The sequence below is a fragment of the Ancylobacter sp. IITR112 genome, assembly GCF_041415945.1.
Lineage (GTDB): Bacteria > Pseudomonadota > Alphaproteobacteria > Rhizobiales > Xanthobacteraceae > Ancylobacter.
Window position 1 is genome coordinate 4,499,089 of the sequence record NZ_JBGCUS010000001.1, and the last position, 19,211, is coordinate 4,518,299.

Sequence of the window (19,211 nt, forward strand, 5' to 3'; positions counted from 1 at the left end):
GGCTACAGACTAGGTGTTTAGTCCCAGCATGTCATGGCTTGGCTGACGGATGAAGAGCTCTGGCTTTTCGACGCTGATGGATTTGAGCGCTTCGAGCGGCGTCTTGAACCGAAGCGCCTTGAGCTGCTTGGCGTAGTTGTAGGCGAGCAGCCAGTCCCGAACATGGCGTCGCAGGTCGTCGATCGAGGCGTAGTGGAACGCGCGCACGGTCGCGTCCTTGATTGTGCGGACCATCCGTTCGGCCTGTCCGTTGGTCCAGGGGTGATACGGCTTGGTGAGCCTGTGCTCGATATCGTGTTCGGCGCAGACCCTTCCGAAGACGTGGGCGATGGAGCCGCCTTCAGCCCTCTTGTCGTGCTGGACAAACTGAACGCCGTTGTCAGTCAGCACCGTATGGATCTTGTAGGGAACGGCCATGAGCAGAGCCTTGAGGAAGCCGGCGGCGACCAGCTTCGTCGCCTTCCGGTAGATTCTGGCGAAGACCAGCTTGGAGGTGCGATCGACGGCCACGAACAGATAGGCCTTGCCGCCTTCATAGCGCAGCTCGGCGATGTCGAGGTGGAAGTAGCCGATCTCATAGGCCTTGAAGCGCTTGGGCTTCTCGCGGTCGGCCTTTGGCAGGCGCGAGATCCCGTGCCGTTGAAGGCAGCGATGCAGCGAGGAGCGCGTCAGATGCGGGATGACCTCCTTCAAGGCGACGAAGACATCGTCCAGCGGCAGGCAAGCCTGCACCCGCAGAGCGACGATCGCGGCCTCCTCAATGGCGGAGAGAGTGGAACTGCGCCGCTCCTTCGGACCCATCGCCTTGTCTTCGACCGTCCGGCGGGATCGCCACTTCCTCACCGTTTTCTCGTTGATCCCGAAGCGTCGCGCGAGCTCCGCGGCCGAAGCTTGCGATCGTTGTAGCTCCGCTCGAATAGCGTGCGTGGTCTTGGCGCTCCCGTGAAGAACCTGGCCCATAGCGTGTCCCTCTCCAACGGAGATAATGATACGCCATCACACTGTGGGACTAAACACCTAATGCCCGTAAAGCGCGTCGGAACAGGTGCGCAGCTAGGATCGCCAGTTTTGCCGTAGACGTCGCAAATGTCATAATAGACTCCGACCTGTCGAGGCCTATCAATATCCGAGGGAGCCCGAAGACGACTTTCCGACGATGCGCCCCTTTCCCGGGAAAATGACGAACTGATCCTGGTTCTGGGCCGGAGTCGCGGTTGGCCGAAGGCAGCGTATTGCTATGAGCATGGCACTTCTACGACATTGGCAAATCGTAGATGACTCGCGCTCGCAAAGCGGCACAGCCTCCGGTAGCATTCGGCCACGACCCTTCGGAATTACAATCAGCGGATGGCTTGCCGGGCAAGACCGTCGGTCAGCACGCCCATGCGGGCTGGCTTAGCTAGCTATCGGTGCTCCCATTCTGATGGTGACGCTGCTTCCGTTTCCTAGAGTTGGTTGTGCCATGCCTGCTACTTACGCCCATTCTCTGCCTGGCCAAACGTTAGCGACCTGGGAGACACTCGCCAAGCACAGCACGGCGGTCGGCGCGATGGCCGCCGATTTCGGTGAGCCTCTGGGATGGACAGAGGCGCTGCGCCTCGCCGGCAACCTTCACGACATCGGCAAGGCGTCGCCGGAGTTTCAGGCCTATATCGCCGGACAGCGCCCCTCCGGCGGCGACCATTCCTCAGCCGGCGCGCGCATCGCGCTCGACCATTACGGCAACGGGCCGGGCCGGGCGCTTGGCACGATCCTCGCCGCGATCATCGCCGCCCATCACGCGGGCCTTGCCGATGGTCAGGAGCTGAACCGACGCATGGCAGCGGCGCAGCGTCTGGTGCCGGCCGACTGGCAACGCCATGCGGCCCCTCTGCCGGAGCCGATCGCTCTGCGGCCCTCGACGCGCCCTCCGGGCGGAGGCCCCAGAGGCTTCGCCCAGAGCTTCCTGATGCGGATGCTGTTCTCCTGCCTCGTCGATGCCGATTTCATCGCCACCGAGAGCTTTTACGCGCAGGCGACGGGTGAGACGGTCGAGCGGGGCGGCCACACCGATCTCGCCGCCCTGCGCGACAGGCTCGCCGCCTTCATGGCAACCAAGCGCGCCACGGCCGACACAACCCCGCTCAACACGCTGCGCGCCGAGATCCTCGATCACGCCCTGGCAAAAGCCGCGCTGAAACCGGGCCTGTTCAGCCTCACCGTGCCGACCGGCGGCGGCAAGACGCTCGCCTCGCTCTCCTTCGCGCTGGAACATGCGATGCGCCACGGGCTGCGCCGCGTCATTTATGTCATTCCCTATACCTCGATCATCGAGCAGACGGCCGAGGTTTTCCGGCAGGCGCTGGGCGGTAGCGCCGACATTCTCGAACACCATGCCAGCTTCGACTGGGAAAAGGCCCGCAAGGAAAAGCCGGCGGACGACGAGGCCCCCAGTGCGCTGGCTAAGCTGCAGCGGGCGGCAGAAAACTGGGATGTGCCGATCGTCGTCACAACGGCGGTGCAGTTCTTCGAGAGCCTGTTCGCCAACCGCACCTCGCGCTGCCGCAAGCTGCACAACATTGCCGACAGCGTTGTCGTTCTCGACGAGGTGCAGACCCTGCCCCTGCCCCTGCTGCTGCCGAGCCTCGCCGCGATCGAGCAACTGGCGCTGAACTACCGCACCAGCGTCGTCCTCTGCACCGCCACCCAGCCCGCCCTGCGGAAAGTCGATGGCGCGCTGATCGACAAGGAGAGGCGGCCCATCGGCCTCGACCTGCCGCAGGAACGGGAACTGGCACCCGACCCGACGGCGCTCTATACGAGGCTGAGGCGCGTGGCCGTCGACAGGCTCACAGATCCCGTCACCGATGAGGCCATCGCCGCGCGCTTTGCCGAGCAGCCGCAAATGCTGTGCATCGTCAACACCCGCCAGCACGCACGGGCCCTGTTCGACGCCATCCGCCCACTGTCGGGCGCTGTGCATCTATCGACGCTCATGTGCGCCCGCCACCGCCGGCTGGTATTGGCCGATCTGCGGGCCAAGCTGGAGGCGGGCGAGCCGGTGCGGCTGGTGGCAACCTCCCTGATCGAGGCCGGCGTCGACATCAGCTTCCCCGAAGTGTGGCGCGCCGCGACGGGCATCGATGCCATCGCCCAGGCTGCCGGACGCTGCAACCGCGAAGGCAAGCTGAAGGACGCGACCGGGGCACCCCGCCTCGGCCGCGTGGTGGTTTTCGAGCCGGCCAAGTGCGGGCTTCAGCAGGAGGTCAAGACACGCTGGCAGGCGGCGCAGCCAGCCTTCGACGCGCATCCCGATCCGCTCGGCCTCGACGCGGTGAAGGACTATTTCGCCGAGCTTTACTGGCGCAAGGGCGACGCCACTGTGGCGTTCGATACCGCCAGGGTCGGCGCCTATCCCGGGATTCTGCGCGCCATTGGAGAAACAGCGGCCGACCTTGAGTTTCCTTTCAGCTCCATCGCCGCGGCTTTCCGCATGATCGACGATGTGATGGAGCCGGTGGTCGTGCCATGGCGAGCCGACACGTCCGACCGCGATGCCGAGGACGTGCTCGCCCGCATTTCCGGCATGGAGCGTCCGCGTACGGCCGACCTGCGGCGGCTCCAGCACTATGTGGTCTCCATCCCGCAGAAGGCGCGCGACGAGTGGGTGGCGCGGGGCGTCCTGCGCCCGGTTCATCCACAGCTCGGCGACGCGATGCTGCGTTTTGCAGACGACGCGCATTACCGCCCCGAGACGGGTTTGGACCTTGACGACACGACCTATCGCGAACCGGCGCTCAACATCATCTCCTGATCTGGCCTGCCGCGCCGCAGCGTTCTCCTTTGGCAGACCGCGAGGCGGGGACGGCCGGACCGGCCGAGAGGCTCAATCAGCGGTGGAAAAACGTCGCTACGGCAGGTCATCGCCATTGCGCGACCGAAGGTGTTTCGGTGAGGATGATGAACGCTCTTCCGGCTGATCGCGTATGAGGTTTTGCCATGTCGTATGGGGTAAGACTCCATGTGTGGGGTGAGCGTGCCTGCTTTACCCGGCCGGAAATGAAGGTTGAACGCGTCTCCTATGAGGTCATGACGCCCTCCGCTGCGCGCGGCATTCTTGAGGCAATTCACTGGAAGCCGGCGATCCTCTGGGTCATTGACCGCATTCATGTGCTGAAACCTATCCATTTTCAGTCCTTCCGCCGTAACGAAGTGGGCGCCAAGGCCAGCGCGGCCTCGGCCGGCGCGGCGATGCGCGCCGGCAGCACGGTGGGTCTTGGCCTGGTCGTGGAAGACAACCGCCAGCAGCGTGCGACGCTGTTTCTCAACGACGTTGCCTATGTCATCGAGGCGCATTTCGAGCTGACGGCAAAAGCCGGACCGGAGGACAGCGAGGCCAAGCACCTCAGCATGTTCAACCGGAGGGCGGCGGCCGGTCAGTGCTTTCACCGCCCCTGCCTCGGCACCCGCGAATGCGTGGCGAATTTCGCGCTGATCGCGCCCGACGCACCACTGCCCGAGAACCGGTTGCCGGACGAGCAGCGCAACCGCGATCTCGGCTGGATGCTGCACGACATCGACTTCGCGGACGGAAATACATCACGCTTCTTCTACGCCTGCCTGACGGACGGCGTGCTGGATGTCAATGCCTGCCTCGCCGGGGGGACGGTGGCATGACCGTCCTTCAGGCGCTCGATGCCTATTACGAGCGGATGGCCGCGCGGGGGGAAGCGGAACCGCCGGGCTTCTCGCGGGAGAAGATCAGCTTCGCCATCGAAATCTCGGAACAAGGCACGCCCGTCGCGATCATCGACCTGCGCGCTGCGAGCGGCAAGAAACTGGTTCCACAACTGCTTTCGGTCCCGGCAGCGGTCAAACGGACCGCCGGCATCCTGCCCAACCTGTTCTGGGACAAGAGTTCCTATGTGCTCGGCCGCACCGCCGGCGAGGGCAAGCGCACCGGGCAGGAGCATGAGGCGTTCAAGACCCTTCATCGCGAGCGTCTGGCAGGCGCTCACGATGAAGGGCTCGCCGCCCTTTCCGCCTTTTTGGAGAATTGGACCCCCGACCAGTTCGACGCCTCGCCATTCGCAGCCGACATGCTGGACACCAACATCGTCTTCCGGCTGCGCGGGGAAAAGCGCTTCATTCACCAGCGCGAAGCGGCGCGGGCTCTGCTTGCGGCACAGGCCGGCGGCGAGGGTGCGCAGGTTAACTGCCTCGTCACAGGAGGCCGGGCCGTCGCCCAACGGCTGCATCCCACGATCAAAGGGGTCAACGGCGCGCAGTCGTCCGGGGCAGCACTCGTCTCCTTCAATCTCGACGCCTTCACCTCCTACGGCAAGGAACAGGGCGACAACGCCCCGACCTCCGAGGCCGCCGCCTTCCGTTACGGCGCCGCGCTGAACGGCATGCTGGAACGCGCCAGCCGCAACCGCCTGTCGCGCGGCATCGGCGACGCCACGGTGGTGTTCTGGGCAGACACGTCGGAGATCGTCGACGAGGCAGCAGCGCAGGCGGCGGAGGACTGGTTCGCGGCGTGGGCCGAACCGCCGGACGACGCCGATGAGGCGCGAAAAATCCGGCAACAGCTGGACCTCGTCATGGAGGGGCGCCCGGTCGAGGCGATCGACGCTCGGCTGCATGGGCGAACCCGCTTCCATGTCCTCGGCCTCGCCCCCAATGCCGCGCGGCTGTCGGTGCGCTACTGGCTGAGCGACGATTTCGGGGCTTTCGTCGCACGTCTGGCCGGGCATTACCGCGACATCGCCATCGAGCCGACGCCGTGGGGCGAGCGGCCACCCTCCATTTCCTGGCTGCTGCTCAAGACCACGGCCATGCTGGAGAAATACGACAACATCCCGCCTTTGCTGGCCGGCGAGATCGCGCGCGCGGTGCTGGAGGGCACGCGCTATCCGCGCTCGCTGCTGGCGGCCGCGATCATGCGGCTGCGGGCGGGCGATGATCCTTCCACCGGCTGGCACGCCGCGGTGATCCGCGCGGTGCTCGCCCGAGACTTCCGCCTCAAACTGCCGGACCCGCACGCGCCCGAAAGCCACGACCGCGCCAAGGAGGAACTGCCCGTGAGTCTCCAGAAGGAGAGTTCCAATTCTGCCTATCAGCTCGGCCGCCTGTTCGCCGCCTATGAGACGGCGCAGCGCCTGGCGCTCGGCAAGGTGAACGCCACCATTCGCGACCGCTATTTCGGCGCCGCTTCGGCAACGCCGGCCAGTATCTTCCCGCTGCTGATGCGCGGCGTGCAGAACCATCTCGGCAAGCTGAGGAAGAGCGGCAAGGGCGGTTGGCTGGAACGCGAGATCGAGGAGATCACCGGCCACCTTGGCGACCACCTGCCGCGCTCGCTCCCGCTCGAAGCGCAGGGCCGCTTCGTGCTCGGCTATTACCACCAGCGCAAGGGCCAGTTCGCCAATCGCGAAGCTGAGGCCGACCTCGCCAGCACCGACGCAGAGGACCACGACAATGACGAGTGAATCGAACGCCCTCACGCGTCGGCACGAATTCGTGCTGTATTTCGATGTCGTGAACGGCAACCCGAATGGTGACCCCGACGCCGGCAACATGCCGCGCCTCGACCCCGAGACCAATCAGGGTCTGGTGTCCGATGTAGCCCTCAAGCGCAAGATCCGCAACTATGTTGCGCTCGCCCGGCCGGACGCTCCCGGCCACGAGATTTACATGCGCGACGGCGCCACGCTTAATAACGAGCACAAGCGCGCCTGGGCGGCGGTGCTGCCGGATGTCACCAAGGCGGATGAGCTCAAGAAGGGGCCGAAGGACGAAGCCAAGGCCCGCGAACTCACCGCCTGGATGTGCGCCAATTTCTGGGACATCCGCAGCTTCGGCGCTGTCATGACCACCGGCGTCAATGCCGGGCAGGTGCGCGGGCCGGTGCAGATCAACTTCGCCCGCTCGGTCGAGCCGATCCTGCCGCTGGAAATCTCCATCACGCGCCTCGCCGCGACCACGGAAGCCGACGCCGATGCCAAAGGCGGGCGCACCATGGGCCGCAAGCACATCGTGCCTTATGGGCTCTATCGCGCGCATGGCTATGTCTCTGCGCCGCTGGCCTCCCACCCGACCAAGGGCACCGGCTTCTCCGACGCCGATCTCGATCTGCTGTTCGAGGCGCTGGCCAACATGTTCGAGCATGACCGCTCCGCCGCGCGTGGCGAGATGGCGACCCGCAAGCTCATCATCTTTCGCCACGCCTCGGCGCTCGGCAACGCGAAGGCCAATGAGTTGTTCGACCGCGTGAAGACCTGGCGGGTGTTCCGGGACGAGAAACACACACCCGGCGACGAGAAGCTCGACAACGCCCCGCCGGCCCGCAGCTTCGCGGATTACGCCATCACCATCGAGCGCGACGGCCTGCCCGACGGCATCGAGATCATCGAGAGGTAGGCCGCCATGCCGGCCTCCCCCATCGACCGCGAGACGGAGGAGGCGCTGATCCCGCTCTCGGCGCTGCAGCACTACCTGTTCTGCCCGCGCCAGTGCGCACTCATCCATGTCGAGCAGCTCTGGGCCGAGGATGCGGCGACGGCCGAAGGGCGGCTGTTTCACGACAAGGTCGACGCCGGCCGGGCCGAGACCCGGCCGGGCCAGCGGGTCGCCCGCGGTGTGGCCCTGCGCTCCGTCGCGCTGGGTGTCACCGGCAAGGCGGATGTGGTGGAGTTCCGCGGCCGCGACCACCTCACGCCCTTCCCGATCGAATACAAGCGCGGCAAGCCCAAGGCGCATCGGGCCGACGAGGTGCAGCTCTGCGCACAGGCCATGTGCCTGGAGGAAGCGTTCGGCGTGCCCGTGCCCGAGGGCGCCCTGTTCTATGGCGAAACCCGCCGCCGGCAGGGCGTCGCCTTCGACGAGGCGCTGCGCGCCCTGACCCGGCAGACCGCCGACGCTGCGCGCTCCATGATCGCGTCGCAGGCCACACCGCCGCCGGTCCACATGCCGGCGTGCCGCCGCTGCTCGCTCGAAGCGCTGTGTCAGCCGGCCCGACTTGAGGCCCCTCCCTCCGTGGCCCGCTGGCTGGCCGCCCAGATCGGAGCGTGAGGCGGCGATGCGGCGTATGCTCAACACCCTCTACGTCACCAGCGAGGATGCCTGGCTGCGCAAGGATGGCGCCAATGTCGTCGTCGAGATCGACGGTTCGGAACGCGGCCGCGCCCCGCTGCACATGCTGGAGGGGGTGGTCAGCTTCGGCCGGCCGGGCGCCTCGCCGGCGCTGCTGGCCGCCTGCGCGGAAGCCGGCATCACGATCTCGCATCTCGACCCCAATGGCCGTTTCCTCGCCCGTGTCGAAGGCCCCCGCACCGGCAACGTGCTGCTCCGCCGTGCGCAGTTCCGCGCCGCGGACAATCCCACGCGCGGCGTGCCCATCGTCCGCGGCATCGTCGCCGCAAAGGCCGCGAACCAGCGCACCGTCATCCGCCGGGCGCTGCGCGATCATGGCGACAGCCTGCCCGGCGGCGGCCGGGAGGCGCTGGAAGCCGCCGAGCGGCGCCTGACCGATGTCGCCCGCCGCACGCTTGCCGCGACGAGCGTCGATCTGCTGCGCGGGCTGGAGGGAGAGGCGGCGCAGGCCTATTTCGGCGTCTTCAACCAACTGCTGCGAACCGGCGATCCCGCCTTCGTTTTCGGCGGACGCTCCCGCCGTCCGCCGCTCGACCGGGTGAACGCCCTTCTGTCTTTCTTCTACGCCTTGCTCGGCCATGACTGCCGGTCAGCCCTGGAGGCGCACGGGTTGGACCCGCAGGTCGGCTTTCTTCATAGCGACCGGCCAGGGCGCGCCAGCCTGGCCTTGGATCTGATGGAAGAGCTGCGTCCCGTGCTGGCGGACAGGCTTGTGCTCAGCCTCATCAACCGTCGGCAACTCGCTGCGGACGATTTCACGGTCGAGGACGCGGGCGGCGTGCGGCTCAACGAAACCGCCCGCAAGCGGGTTCTCGTCGCCTGGCAGGAGCGCAAGCGCGATGAACTGACCCATCCCTTCTTCGGCGAGAGCATGCCTCTCGGCGTTGTGGCCCATGCCCAGGCGCAGCTTCTGGCCCGCCATCTGCGCGGCGATCTCGACGGCTATCCCGGCTTTGTCTGGAAATGATGCATGTTGATGCTGGTCGCCTATGATGTGCGAACCGAGACAGCGACCGGCCGCCGCCGGCTCCGCCGCGTCGCGCGGGCCTGCCTCGATTTTGGCCAGCGCGTGCAGAATTCGGTGTTCGAATGCGAGGTCGACCCCGCGCAGTGGGTGGCCTTGCGGGCGAGGCTCATCGCCGAGATCGACGAGGCAACCGACAGCCTGCGCTTCTATCGGCTCGGCGCGGACGGCAAACGCCGCGTTGAGCACATCGGCGCCAAACCAACCCTCGATCTCGACGGGCCGCTGCTGTTCTAAGCCCGCGCGCGAACCCCAAGCGGCCATTCTCGGCCGGGGCGGTTCGCGCACCGCGCAACCTCTTGCGCCCAAAGGGAATGCTTTCCCCAGAACGCCTCTTCCGCCACCGATGCTGGACCCATGTGTGGAGGATCGCGGAGCACGTACCTTTCCCCCTTTGCCGCCAGAGTGTTAGTGAGGGAGCGGTCGCCCCCCATGCGGGGGCGTGGATCGAAACGACAAGAAGAGGTCGCGCGGACGCATCGACGGCAGTCGCCCCCCATGCGGGGGCGTGGATCGAAACTCGTAATCGTCGAGTTCGAACACGTGGGTCCAAGTCGCCCCCCATGCGGGGGCGTGGATCGAAACCTCAAATACCACAAGTGATTGGTCGCGCTATCAAGTCGCCCCCCATGCGGGGGCGTGGATCGAAACATCCCGAACCGCGTCGACCGGCTGGAGATCGCATGTCGCCCCCCATGCGGGGGCGTGGATCGAAACGCTGAAATGGACGGCAAGACGCGGATCGTGGCGGGTCGCCCCCCATGCGGGGGCGTGGATCGAAACGCGATCTACAATGAGGGCCTGAGCGCGCTGCAACAGTCGCCCCCCATGCGGGGGCGTGGATCGAAACCTTGCTGACTGCACGCACGATCTGGCCGGCTTCGTCGCCCCCCATGCGGGGGCGTGGATCGAAACCCGCAGAAGGAAGTGCAGCCGCTCGACCTTCTGGTCGCCCCCCATGCGGGGGCGTGGATCGAAACAACGAGGGGCTGAGCGCCTTGCAGCAGGTCGCCGCGTCGCCCCCCATGCGGGGGCGTGGATCGAAACTGGAAGGTGATCGTGTGGGACAAGGTGTTCGGCTGTCGCCCCCCATGCGGGGGCGTGGATCGAAACTATGACCTCGCCGAGCAATGTGAAGAGCGCGGCGGTCGCCCCCCATGCGGGGGCGTGGATCGAAACACGATAGCTGCCTATTCGGACTTGGCCGGTGGGGTCGCCCCCCATGCGGGGGCGTGGATCGAAACTCGATGGTGATGCCGTGCGCGCCTGGGTGCAGCGTCGCCCCCCATGCGGGGGCGTGGATCGAAACTCAACGCAGCTTCCGCCGGCCTCGGCATTCTCGCGTCGCCCCCCATGCGGGGGCGTGGATCGAAACCAGGAACTCGGCGAAGGCCTGCTGTTCCATCGGCGTCGCCCCCCATGCGGGGGCGTGGATCGAAACAGCGTCAGCCGCCCGTCGGCCAACGCTTCGGAAAGTCGCCCCCCATGCGGGGGCGTGGATCGAAACTTCATGCCGACAATCTGGAGATTTGCCATGGACCGGTCGCCCCCCATGCGGGGGCGTGGATCGAAACACGAAGGCGATGAAGGCTACCGGCGTTCCGGCGGTCGCCCCCCATGCGGGGGCGTGGATCGAAACTCTGAACGGCGGATATGATCGCTTCAAATTGTGGTCGCCCCCCATGCGGGGGCGTGGATCGAAACGTCGTGCAGGCGGTTCCGACCGCCGTAAACGACATGTCGCCCCCCACGCGGGGGCGTGGATCGAAACGCTGTAACCGTCAAGCGCCTGTCAGCATATCCGAGTCGCCCCCCACGCGGGGGCGTGGATCGAAACTCGCCCTTCTTCACGCCAACATCAGCGACAAACTGTCGCCCCCCATGCGGGGGCGTGGATCGAAACTCCTGCGCCGTCGTCAGCTTCGGCTTGCCCCTCGTCGCCCCCCATGCGGGGGCGTGGATCGAAACGTCACCGCGAACCCTGCCGAGCCGCCATTGCGGGTGTCGCCCCCCATGCGGGGGCGTGGATCGAAACCTCGCCCACCTGCCCGGCGCCCGCGCGCAGAGCGGTCGCCCCCCATGCGGGGGCGTGGATCGAAACACGTCGGCGCTCTGCTCGATCCGCTCGTACCAGGTCGCCCCCCATGCGGGGGCGTGGATCGAAACATGGGCGGTTGAGCTTCGCTTCGCGCCGTCGCCCGTCGCCCCCCATGCGGGGGCGTGGATCGAAACGCGAACATGAAGCTTCGCCTTGGTCAGGGCCAGGGTCGCCCCCCATGCGGGGGCGTGGATCGAAACACGGTATCGCCCGGCTTGATCGTGCGACGCGCGCGTCGCCCCCCATGCGGGGGCGTGGATCGAAACATTCGGAGCAACATCGTTCGGGTCAACGACATCGCGTCGCCCCCACGCGGGGGCGTGGATCGAAACCTAGAAGTCGGAGACGTTGGCGCTGACGATCCAGGTCGCCCCCACGCGGGGGCGTGGATCGAAACATCGGGTCCATCGCCTTGATGTGGCCGAGTGGCGTCGCCCCCGACACGCAGGCTTGGATCAAATCTCCGGCGAGGTGTAGCCCCTCCCGTGAGGTGGAGTTGTCGCTCCCTGCACGGGGGACCGTAGCGACCGAGTTCTCAATCTGTGAGCATCCGCCTTCGCGGCAACAATTCGGAAAGCTACAGCGACGCTCTCGTCAAGAAGATCAACGGTCTCGACAAGGCAGGCTTAGCTCCCCGTGCCGGCCTCCCTGGCCAACCGCAAAAGGAACTTCAGGAGAACGGGCGCCGCCTCAAGCCGCCTGTCCGACGGGCGCGTAAGGCTCGATCCTGGCGATGTCAGCCGCCAGCTTCGGCGCTTCGGTCTCCACGTCATAGGCCTGCTGAAGGTTGAGCCAGAAACCTGGCGTCGTGGAGAAATAGCGGGCGAGCCGAAGGGCGGTGTCGGCCGAGATGCCGATTTCCTCCCGCGCGATGCGCTCGATGCGGGTGCGCGGCAGGCCAAGAGCCTTGGCGAGCTTTCCGGGGCTCATGCCGAGCGGAACCAGGTACTCTTCGCGGAGGAATTCTCCGGGATGCAGGGGACGAGCGAAGTTCACAGCCACGGCGACCCTCCTTGGTCTAGTGGTAGTCGGTAATCTCAACATCCGCAGGGCCTGCGTCGGTCCAGCGGAAGCAAATGCGCCATTGATCGTTGATGCGGATCGAATGCTGCCCGGCTCGGTCCCCCGAGAGGGCTTCCAGGTGGTTGCCCGGCGGGGAGCGCAGATCGTCCAGCATGACGGCGGCATCAATGGCCCGTAGGCGGCGCTCGGCGCTCCGGAGGATATCGCTAGGGAAACCCTTCGTCGCCTTGCCGGCGATGACCGCCTCGACGAACTTGCCTTTGGTCGAAACGATCATTGCCGTCCTCGCGATGCAGGTATCATACACTGATACATTAAGCGTTCAAGGGTCGTGTATCGTTTTATGATACGGATCCGTCAGGTTTGGCTCGGGCGCAACTCCCCTATCGGCCGTTTGCCACTCGCGCCCCACCAAGGCCTCGCGTCAACGAATTCAATATCTTAAGCTGTGCAGAATTCAGGTGCGAAAGTACGGTGCCAATGGCGGCGGTTTTCGGCTATGCACGGGTTTCGAAAGACGACCCGACCCTCGACGCCCAGCGCCTCACACTGCGGGCGGCGGGTGCGGTGTATATCTTTGAGGAGACCGTGGGTGCCCCCCGTGCGGACCGCCTCAGGCTCTGGATGGCGATCCGGCGCCTAGAGCCCGGTGATGTGCTTCTCGTCACGCGCCTCGATCATCTGGCCCGATCCACCCGGGATCTGTTGAAGAACCTGGCGGCCATCGGCGAACGCGGCGCCCTGTTCCGTTCGCTGGAGGACAGCTGGGCCGACACGACGGCGCCACATGGGCAGATGCTGCGCACTGTCCTCGCGGGTCTCGCAGACTTCGAGCGCGAGTTGTTGCGTGCCCGTACCGGTCAGGGACGAGAGCGCGCCCGAGCGCAAGGGGTGAAGATGGGCCGCAAGCCCAAGCTGACAGGGCGTCAGAAGGTTGACGCTTTGATCCGCCGGGACTTTGGGGAGGAGCCTCTGTCCGAGATCGCCCGAAGCTACAATGTCAGCCGTTCGACGATCTCTCGCCTCCGCCCCGCTGACGGTGCCCCTTATGCGCCCCGGGAGGTGGCATGGTCGACGGCTCTGGAAGCTGTCGCCGCCTATGGCAGCGTGAGCTACGGCATATTGCCCGCCGCGCGGCTCAAGGCGGTCATGTTGGGGGAAGTGCCATCGGATGCAGAGAGCGCTCAGGTGCATCAGGCGCTGACGGAGACACTCACCTATAGGCTTCTGGAGATGGGACGTGAGATCGGTCTCGACGGCCATGGTTTTAGAGAGCGTTACAGTCAGCTTGTCGGCCGTCCCCTGCCTATGGAATGATAACGCTCCGCGAGAACCGCCTCGACCGGCATGGCCGCCGCCTCACAGGTCGATGTCCATTTCGATCTCGTCTTCGGCCAGGTCCGGCACACGAGCCGGCAGCGAGAGCGTGAGCGTGCCTCCGAGCATCCTCACCAGCCTGAGCAGCGTATCCGCCCGGCCTTTGCCCGCCTCAACGCTGATCAGGGTCGGCCGGCTGATGCCCGAAGCCATGGCCAGCTGGGCCTGGGTCATGCCACGTGCCTGTCGCAAGGCGCGCAGGGCGGCGCCGAGCTCGGCGGGTGATCGCGGCGTCAAGGTGATCGCGTCAAGGCTCTTTGACATAAGGCCAGAAATGGCTCATCTGCGGGCCAAGTGTCAAGGAATGTTGACATGGCTGAGCCTGCAGGGCTGGGCCATGGAGCATTGACGATGGCCGATCCAGTCTATGCCGGCCTTAGCTGCGGCCGCCTCCATCGCCGGCGAAAACGACGCCACGCTCGCGGACGCCAGGCCCAAATATTTCGACATGGAACTATTGATTGCACATCCTCATCTGGCCGTTGCGGCTCCTGAGCCCGATGGCGCGGAACATGGCCCTCTTTGTCCTTGTGACCGGCCTGCCCTTCGTCGTTCTCATGCGCAAGCTGTCCCTGGCCTGGATCTCCTCGCCGTGGCGGCTTTTGCGACCGGGGTGCCGGCCCTTCACGCTTCGCTCATGCTGGTGGCCGGCGCACTTTCATGGCTGATCATGGATGCCTGGAACTGAGCTTTATCGCCTGCCGCCCGAAGACGACGTTCTGATCGCGCCCTATCATTGATGCCGCACGGCGGGCGCCATTCGCATGGAACACTACGTGACCGTTCCGCTTGATTTAGCGAGGATTATAAAGAGGCGCGCATGACCGAAATGATCAAGAATTATCTCACTAGCGTAAACGTTTTCATGGATTTATTCTTTATCGGCTGCCTGTATGTATCCATCATCGTATATGTACCGCACCTTTTTCGTTCATTAATATCAGGCGTATTAGAAGTTAAAATCGGTGTATTTGACATACGTGCAAGGCCATTCAAATATATATTAATGATGATTTTCTCGTTTTTATACTTTTCGTTATTCCTGTTTGGCGCCTTCGCAATCGCCTGGACGCGATACCTAGGTTATTAAAGGAGGGCTTTGTACCTATGGGTGCAATCGAATTGTCGATAACTCGCCGATGAAGCCCTATGAGATCCGAAGACGATCGATCTGAGCGCGCCCTATCATTGATATCGCGTGGCGGGCGGCTTCCGCCGCCCGGCCTCGGGACCGCCGTAAGCGCGGCCCCGCCCGCATGAATCGCTAGGGCTCTTCACGCTTGAACTTTGCCACCGGGGGACGGGGAACAGGAGTTGACACTTAGAGCCGACGTTGAGGCCCCGAAGTGGAACCCATTCCGTTTCGAATGATTCGTTTATTGCGTTTATTTCGAATGCGCGGTATGAGAAAGCCAACTTGGAGACAGCCCCATGACCATTCCAGCTCTTGCAGAGGGACTCGGTGGCCGCCTTCCTTCCGACAATGAGAAGGCAGCTGCAAATCAGTTGCGAACCATCCTGGCAGCCCATGCCGCCGGGGATGCGAAGCTCCGCGTTCTTGAGGATGCCACGAACCGTCCCGCCGAAATCACTCTGACGCCGGCTCTGTCGAATCTGCTCATGGAACTGCTCCGGCACGTTGGCCGGGGGGACGCGGTGACGCTTGTGCCGGTCAGTAAGATGCTGACGACGCAGCAGGCCGCCGATATCCTCAATGTCTCGCGTCCTTTCCTGATCGGCCTTTTGGAGCGGGGCGAAATCGCACACACGAGCGTGGGTCGACATCGGCGAATCCGGGCCGAGGACCTGTTTGCCTTCAAGAAAAAGCGTGACGCCGCCCGCAGCGACGCACTTGGGCAGCTGGCCGAACTGGATGCGGACTACCTCTGAGCCATGTTCGCAAACCGCTTCACCGCGTTCGTAGACGCTTGCACACTGGCCGGGGCGTTGAAGCGGAACATGTTGCTTACGCTGGCGGAGGCTGAGTTTTTCCGCATCCGCTGGTCCGGGCCGGTGCTGACTGAAACGCAGCAAGCCATTGAGAAGATGCTCGCGAACAAGGGCGTCGCCGACGCTGTAGACCGAGCGGTGCGGGCACGGCAGAGCATGGAAGCCGCCTTCGAGGAAGCGCTGGTCACCGATTTCGATAAATTCCTGTGCGTATGCGACGACCTTCCCGACCCGAATGATGCTCACGTCGTCGCCGCGGCTTTGAAGACGCAGGCGGCAATGATCGTGACCGACAACCTGAAGCACTTTCCCGCTGCGGTTCTCTCACCGCTGAACATCGAAGCCCGCTCGGCAGATGTCTTCATTGCCGACACGATTTGAGGTGGTCCCCGAAATCCGGACAGGGAGTTAAGCTTGGTTCGGCCTGACGGAAGGACGAGCCCGATGACCGGGAAGAGGAAGCGATATTCATCGGATTTCAAGGCGAAGGTGGCCCTGGAGGCACTGCGCGGGGAACAGACGGTGGCCCAGTTGGCGGCGAAGCATGGTCTCCACCAGACCATGATCAACGCTTGGAAGAAGCAGGCCATCGAGGGGATGGCCGCAGTGTTCTCCGGCAAGGCGGAAGCGGCCGACGCCGCCCGCGAGAGCGAGATCGACCAGCTCCATGCCAAGATCGGCCAACTGGTGGTGGAACGGGATTTTTTGCGTCGGGCCTCCGGGCGATGAGCGTGGGGGCAAAACGCGACATGATCGAACCGGATCACCCCCGACTACCGATCACGCGCCAGTGCGCCCTGGTCGGCATCAGCCGGTCGGCTTTCTACGGCGGGCCGCGGATCGAAAGCCCCGAGACTCTTGCCATTATGCGGGCGATCGACGGCCAGTTTCTCGAGACGCCGTGGTACGGCTCGCGGCAAATGGTGCGCCATCTGCGCCGGCAGGGGCACGAGGTTGGGCGCAAGCGTGTGCGGCGCCTCATGGCCCGCATGGGGCTGGCCACCATCTACCAGCGGCCGAAGACCACGGTGCGCCACCCGCAGCACCGCATCTTCCCCTATCTCTTGCGCACCATGGCGATCGAGGAGCCCGACCAGGTCTGGTGCGCCGACATCACTTACATCCCGATGCGGCGCGGATTCCTGTATCTGGTCGCCATCATGGACTGGCACAGCCGCAGGGTTCTCTCCTGGCGGCTCTCCAACACCATGGAGGCCGACTTCTGCATCGAGGCACTGGAGGAGGCCTTGTCCCGGTTCGGGCGGCCGAGCATCTTCAACACCGACCAGGGAAGCCAGTTCACCAGCCCGCGCTTCGCAAAGGTGCTGCTGGACGCTGGCGTGCGGATCTCCATGGATGGCCGCGGCCGGTGGATGGACAACGTGTTCATCGAGCGCCTCTGGCGGTCCCTGAAATACGAGTGCATCTACCTCAACGCCTTCGAGACCGGGTCCGAGGCCCGCGCCGGGATCGGCCGATGGATCACCTACTACAACCGCACGAGGCCCCACTCGGCTCTCGGCGGCAGAACGCCGGAGGAGGTCCACATGGCCTGCGACGGCATCAACAAGGCGGCGTGACACACACCAGAACCAAGCTTAGCGAAGCCGCCAAAATGTCCGGCGAATGGGGACCACCTCACCTCGACGTTCAGCGTCTCCATGGCGATGGTGCCGCCGATGGCCCCGCCGACGCTGCCGTCCGGCCCCTTGGTCACGGTGATGCCGGAGATGAGGTCCGGGTCGACATAGGTGCGGTTGTCGACACCGGCATAGCCGCGATAGGTGGAGCTGGACTGCTGCGAGCCGTCAATGGTGGTGGCGACGCGGTTCATGCCCTGCAGGCCGCGAATATTGGGGTCGATCGAAGCGCCATTATTGCTGGAACCCGAGATCACGCCGGGCGTGCCCTGGAAGATCGAGCCGGAGGTGAGGCCGGGAAAGCGCTCCAGCTCCTGCCCGGAAATAAAGTTGGTCGAGCCGGGTGTCTCGAAGGGCAGGTCGGCGGCGGCGCGGGCGCCGGACACGTCGATGGCGTCGAGCGCGATGGCGCCGTCCGGTGCGGTTCCGGCCGCGCCGGGCTCCGTGAGCGCGAACAGGGCGAGGGTGTTGGCGCCGGCATGGGAATAGCCGAGGCCGGTGCCCTGAAGCAGGCGGGCCATGGCCTGGTCCAGCGGCACCGTTCCGCTGACCCCGGCAGAGCGCTTGCCCGCCGCGATTTCCGGCGCATAGGTGATCTGCAGCCCCGCCTGCCGGCCGAACGCCGCAAGGGCGCTCGACAGCGGGCCGGGGGCGATGTTGACGGTGACCTCGCGCGGGGCCTGCGCCAGAGCGGGCGCGGGCCAGGCCATGAAGGCTGTGGCAAGGCAGGTCGAGCTCAGCAGGCCGAGGGCCAGCAGCCGCGCGCGGGCGCGCGGTGCCGCGCGGGTACCACAGGCCGTCATCTTCGCCCGAAACCGCTTCGACGCCATGGCACTTCGCTCCGTCTGTTCGCGACCGAAAGGGCGGTGGCCGATGCCAGATGGCCGCCCTATGGGTGGAACGGACGGGGTCCGCGGATTTTCTCCCCGTGGCGATGTTTTTTCAGACGGAGGTGATCAGGGTCAGCCAGGGCGAGAGCTGGCGCACCTTGCCGCCGCGCGGATGCACCACCGCTTCGAGCGCGGCGCGCGGATTGCCGAGGTCGAACACGCCGCTGATCCGCTGGGCGCCGAGGCCGGGATCGAGGATCATCACGCGGCCGGCCTGCCAGCGGGCGATGCGCGCGACCACGGAGCTGATCGGCTCCCGCTCGGCGACGATCAGGCCGTCGCGCCAGGAGCCGATGCTGCCGCTCTCGCGCGGCCCGCTCTCGACGCCGAACGTGTTCTGGTCGAGGGTGAGGTAGCGCCCCGCCTCCACGGTTTCGCCCCGCGCCAGGGCGGGGCCGGGCCCTTCCGCACGGACGCGGCCCCGGTCCACCGCCAGCCTGACGAAGCCGGCATCGACGCCGATGTCGAAGGCGGTTGCGAGCGCGCGCGCCCGCATCTCGCCGGCGGCCACGGTGAACGGGCGGGAGGGGTCGGGCGCCACCTCGAAAAAGGCCATGCCGGCGAGAAGCTCGGCCTGGCGCGTCGTCGGCGTGAAGGTGCTGCGCAGCGCCGTGTCGGGGCCGAGCGTCACCACGGTGGCGTCCGCCAGGGTGATGCGGCGCAGCTCCCCCGTCGAGGTGGCGTAGTCCGCCCGCAGATGGATCCACAGCGCCGGACCGAAGGCGGCGCCCGCGCCCGCCGTGGCAAGGGCCGCCAGTCCGCCCAGCATGACGGTTCGGCGCGAGCCGCCCCTGCCCGGTCTTTCGCCGCCACGGCCGCCCTGAAGAACTTTGCCGGCCATGCCGTGCAGTTCGGCGGCTTCCGCCCAGGCCGCCTCATGCGAGGCCCCCCGCGCCCGCCACCCCGCGACGAGATCGCGCGTGACCGGGTTGGCGGGATCGTTCTGCAGGCGAATGATCAGGTCGAGCGCTTCCTCGAACAGCTTGTCGTCGCTCGATGCATCTTCGGTCATGGCGTGCTCATCCGCTGACGGCCCTGCGGGCGAACCCTCCTTGCCCTACATCATTTAAGACGGA

Annotated in this window: 18 protein-coding genes and 1 CRISPR repeat array; of the genes, 12 read left to right on the plus strand and 6 right to left on the minus strand. The window is 65.6% G+C overall.

The genetic code is table 11. The features are described 5' to 3' along the window. Positions 1 to 9: 9 nt before the first annotated feature. Entirely contained in the window at positions 10 to 960 is a 951-nt protein-coding gene (locus tag AAC979_RS21290) for an IS481 family transposase (RefSeq protein ID WP_371348902.1), read from the minus strand. A gap of 502 nt (positions 961 to 1,462) precedes the next feature. On the opposite strand from AAC979_RS21290, the gene cas3 reads away from it, so the two are divergent. The 7 genes from cas3 to cas2 all read left to right on the plus strand — a co-directional run bounded on the left by cas3 (position 1,463) and on the right by cas2 (position 9,394). Next, a complete protein-coding gene (gene cas3 / locus AAC979_RS21295; RefSeq protein WP_371348903.1) occupies positions 1,463 to 3,793 on the plus strand; it encodes a CRISPR-associated helicase Cas3' in 2,331 nt (776 codons plus the stop codon). Positions 3,794 to 3,978: 185 nt separating this feature from the next. Beyond that, complete coding sequence (gene cas5c, locus AAC979_RS21300) at positions 3,979 to 4,656, plus strand: type I-C CRISPR-associated protein Cas5c (RefSeq protein WP_371348904.1); 678 nt, start codon at positions 3,979 to 3,981, stop codon at positions 4,654 to 4,656. Next, positions 4,653 to 6,470: a type I-C CRISPR-associated protein Cas8c/Csd1 gene (gene cas8c, locus AAC979_RS21305; protein ID WP_371348905.1), complete on the plus strand. Its 1,818-nt coding sequence runs from the start codon at positions 4,653 to 4,655 to the stop codon at positions 6,468 to 6,470. The genes cas5c and cas8c overlap by 4 nt, the downstream gene beginning before the upstream one ends. Next, entirely contained in the window at positions 6,460 to 7,401 is a 942-nt protein-coding gene (gene cas7c / locus AAC979_RS21310; RefSeq protein ID WP_371348906.1) for a type I-C CRISPR-associated protein Cas7/Csd2, read from the plus strand. The genes cas8c and cas7c overlap by 11 nt, the downstream gene beginning before the upstream one ends. Positions 7,402 to 7,407: 6 nt before the next feature. Continuing rightward, positions 7,408 to 8,052: a CRISPR-associated protein Cas4 gene (cas4, locus tag AAC979_RS21315; RefSeq protein WP_371348907.1), complete on the plus strand. Its 645-nt coding sequence runs from the start codon at positions 7,408 to 7,410 to the stop codon at positions 8,050 to 8,052. 7 nt (positions 8,053 to 8,059) lie between these two features. Continuing rightward, positions 8,060 to 9,100, plus strand: coding sequence for a type I-C CRISPR-associated endonuclease Cas1c (gene cas1c / locus AAC979_RS21320; RefSeq protein ID WP_371348909.1), 1,041 nt, complete (start codon positions 8,060 to 8,062; stop codon positions 9,098 to 9,100). A gap of 3 nt (positions 9,101 to 9,103) precedes the next feature. Further along, the gene (gene cas2, locus AAC979_RS21325) at positions 9,104 to 9,394 is read left to right on the plus strand and encodes a CRISPR-associated endonuclease Cas2 (RefSeq protein ID WP_371348910.1); all 291 of its coding nucleotides are present in this window, start codon (positions 9,104 to 9,106) and stop codon (positions 9,392 to 9,394) included. Between the two features lie 185 nt (positions 9,395 to 9,579). Continuing rightward, positions 9,580 to 11,717: direct repeats of the CRISPR family, unit length 32 nt; unit sequence GTCGCCCCCCATGCGGGGGCGTGGATCGAAAC. Between the two features lie 228 nt (positions 11,718 to 11,945). On the opposite strand, the gene AAC979_RS21330 is transcribed toward cas2, so the two are convergent. Beyond that, positions 11,946 to 12,257 carry a HigA family addiction module antitoxin gene (locus AAC979_RS21330; RefSeq protein ID WP_371348911.1) on the minus strand — a complete coding sequence of 104 codons (312 nt, stop codon included), beginning with the start codon at positions 12,255 to 12,257 and terminating at the stop codon, positions 11,946 to 11,948. 16 nt (positions 12,258 to 12,273) lie between these two features. Beyond that, complete coding sequence (locus AAC979_RS21335) at positions 12,274 to 12,555, minus strand: type II toxin-antitoxin system RelE/ParE family toxin (RefSeq protein ID WP_371348912.1); 282 nt, start codon at positions 12,553 to 12,555, stop codon at positions 12,274 to 12,276. 203 nt (positions 12,556 to 12,758) lie between these two features. Between AAC979_RS21335 and AAC979_RS21340 the strand changes: the two genes are divergently transcribed. After that, the gene (locus tag AAC979_RS21340; RefSeq protein ID WP_371348913.1) at positions 12,759 to 13,595 is read left to right on the plus strand and encodes a recombinase family protein; all 837 of its coding nucleotides are present in this window, start codon (positions 12,759 to 12,761) and stop codon (positions 13,593 to 13,595) included. 42 nt (positions 13,596 to 13,637) lie between these two features. Here the strand turns inward: AAC979_RS21340 and AAC979_RS21345 are convergent, their stop codons facing one another. Then, positions 13,638 to 13,919, minus strand: coding sequence for a helix-turn-helix transcriptional regulator (locus AAC979_RS21345; RefSeq protein WP_371348915.1), 282 nt, complete (start codon positions 13,917 to 13,919; stop codon positions 13,638 to 13,640). A gap of 103 nt (positions 13,920 to 14,022) precedes the next feature. On the opposite strand from AAC979_RS21345, the gene AAC979_RS21350 reads away from it, so the two are divergent. The 4 genes from AAC979_RS21350 (at position 14,023) to AAC979_RS21365 (ending at position 17,185) form a co-directional block, all read left to right on the plus strand. Further along, positions 14,023 to 14,343, plus strand: a complete 321-nt coding sequence (locus AAC979_RS21350; protein WP_371348916.1) for a hypothetical protein — start codon at positions 14,023 to 14,025, stop codon at positions 14,341 to 14,343. 743 nt (positions 14,344 to 15,086) lie between these two features. Then, positions 15,087 to 15,545 (plus strand): helix-turn-helix domain-containing protein, encoded by a 459-nt coding sequence (locus tag AAC979_RS21355; protein WP_371348917.1) that lies wholly within the window; start codon positions 15,087 to 15,089, stop codon positions 15,543 to 15,545. Positions 15,546 to 15,548: 3 nt separating this feature from the next. Further along, positions 15,549 to 15,986, plus strand: coding sequence for a PIN domain-containing protein (locus AAC979_RS21360; RefSeq protein ID WP_371348918.1), 438 nt, complete (start codon positions 15,549 to 15,551; stop codon positions 15,984 to 15,986). A 63-nt stretch (positions 15,987 to 16,049) separates the two neighbouring features. Then, a protein-coding gene (locus AAC979_RS21365; RefSeq protein ID WP_371345425.1) for an IS3 family transposase occupies positions 16,050 to 17,185 on the plus strand; the annotation gives its coding sequence in 2 pieces (ribosomal slippage) (positions 16,050 to 16,305 and positions 16,305 to 17,185; 1,137 coding nt in all). Here AAC979_RS21365 and AAC979_RS21370 read toward each other — a convergent pair. Beyond that, positions 17,095 to 18,075: a TonB-dependent receptor plug domain-containing protein gene (locus AAC979_RS21370; RefSeq protein ID WP_371348920.1), complete on the minus strand. Its 981-nt coding sequence runs from the start codon at positions 18,073 to 18,075 to the stop codon at positions 17,095 to 17,097. The two genes, AAC979_RS21365 and AAC979_RS21370, sit on opposite strands and share 91 nt — an antisense overlap. 112 nt (positions 18,076 to 18,187) lie before the next feature. Then, entirely contained in the window at positions 18,188 to 19,147 is a 960-nt protein-coding gene (locus AAC979_RS21375) for a FecR family protein (RefSeq protein WP_371348922.1), read from the minus strand. Between the last annotated feature and the right edge of the window lie 64 nt (positions 19,148 to 19,211).

Bases quoted from the DNA above. Each gene is read 5' to 3' on its own strand.
- AAC979_RS21375 (WP_371348922.1), bottom strand. From the start codon at position 19,147: ATGACCGAAGATGCATCGAGCGACGACAAGCTGTTCGAGGAAGCGCTC.
- AAC979_RS21345 (WP_371348915.1), bottom strand. From the start codon at position 13,919: ATGTCAAAGAGCCTTGACGCGATCACCTTGACGCCGCGATCACCCGCC.
- cas1c (WP_371348909.1), top strand. From the start codon at position 8,060: ATGCGGCGTATGCTCAACACCCTCTACGTCACCAGCGAGGATGCCTGG.
- cas2 (WP_371348910.1), top strand. From the start codon at position 9,104: ATGTTGATGCTGGTCGCCTATGATGTGCGAACCGAGACAGCGACCGGC.
- AAC979_RS21290 (WP_371348902.1), bottom strand. From the start codon at position 960: ATGGGCCAGGTTCTTCACGGGAGCGCCAAGACCACGCACGCTATTCGA.
- AAC979_RS21370 (WP_371348920.1), bottom strand. From the start codon at position 18,075: ATGGCGTCGAAGCGGTTTCGGGCGAAGATGACGGCCTGTGGTACCCGC.
- cas7c (WP_371348906.1), top strand. From the start codon at position 6,460: ATGACGAGTGAATCGAACGCCCTCACGCGTCGGCACGAATTCGTGCTG.
- AAC979_RS21340 (WP_371348913.1), top strand. From the start codon at position 12,759: ATGGCGGCGGTTTTCGGCTATGCACGGGTTTCGAAAGACGACCCGACC.
- AAC979_RS21350 (WP_371348916.1), top strand. From the start codon at position 14,023: ATGCCGGCCTTAGCTGCGGCCGCCTCCATCGCCGGCGAAAACGACGCC.
- cas4 (WP_371348907.1), top strand. From the start codon at position 7,408: ATGCCGGCCTCCCCCATCGACCGCGAGACGGAGGAGGCGCTGATCCCG.
- cas8c (WP_371348905.1), top strand. From the start codon at position 4,653: ATGACCGTCCTTCAGGCGCTCGATGCCTATTACGAGCGGATGGCCGCG.
- cas3 (WP_371348903.1), top strand. From the start codon at position 1,463: ATGCCTGCTACTTACGCCCATTCTCTGCCTGGCCAAACGTTAGCGACC.
- AAC979_RS21355 (WP_371348917.1), top strand. From the start codon at position 15,087: ATGACCATTCCAGCTCTTGCAGAGGGACTCGGTGGCCGCCTTCCTTCC.
- AAC979_RS21335 (WP_371348912.1), bottom strand. From the start codon at position 12,555: ATGATCGTTTCGACCAAAGGCAAGTTCGTCGAGGCGGTCATCGCCGGC.
- AAC979_RS21360 (WP_371348918.1), top strand. From the start codon at position 15,549: ATGTTCGCAAACCGCTTCACCGCGTTCGTAGACGCTTGCACACTGGCC.
- cas5c (WP_371348904.1), top strand. From the start codon at position 3,979: ATGTCGTATGGGGTAAGACTCCATGTGTGGGGTGAGCGTGCCTGCTTT.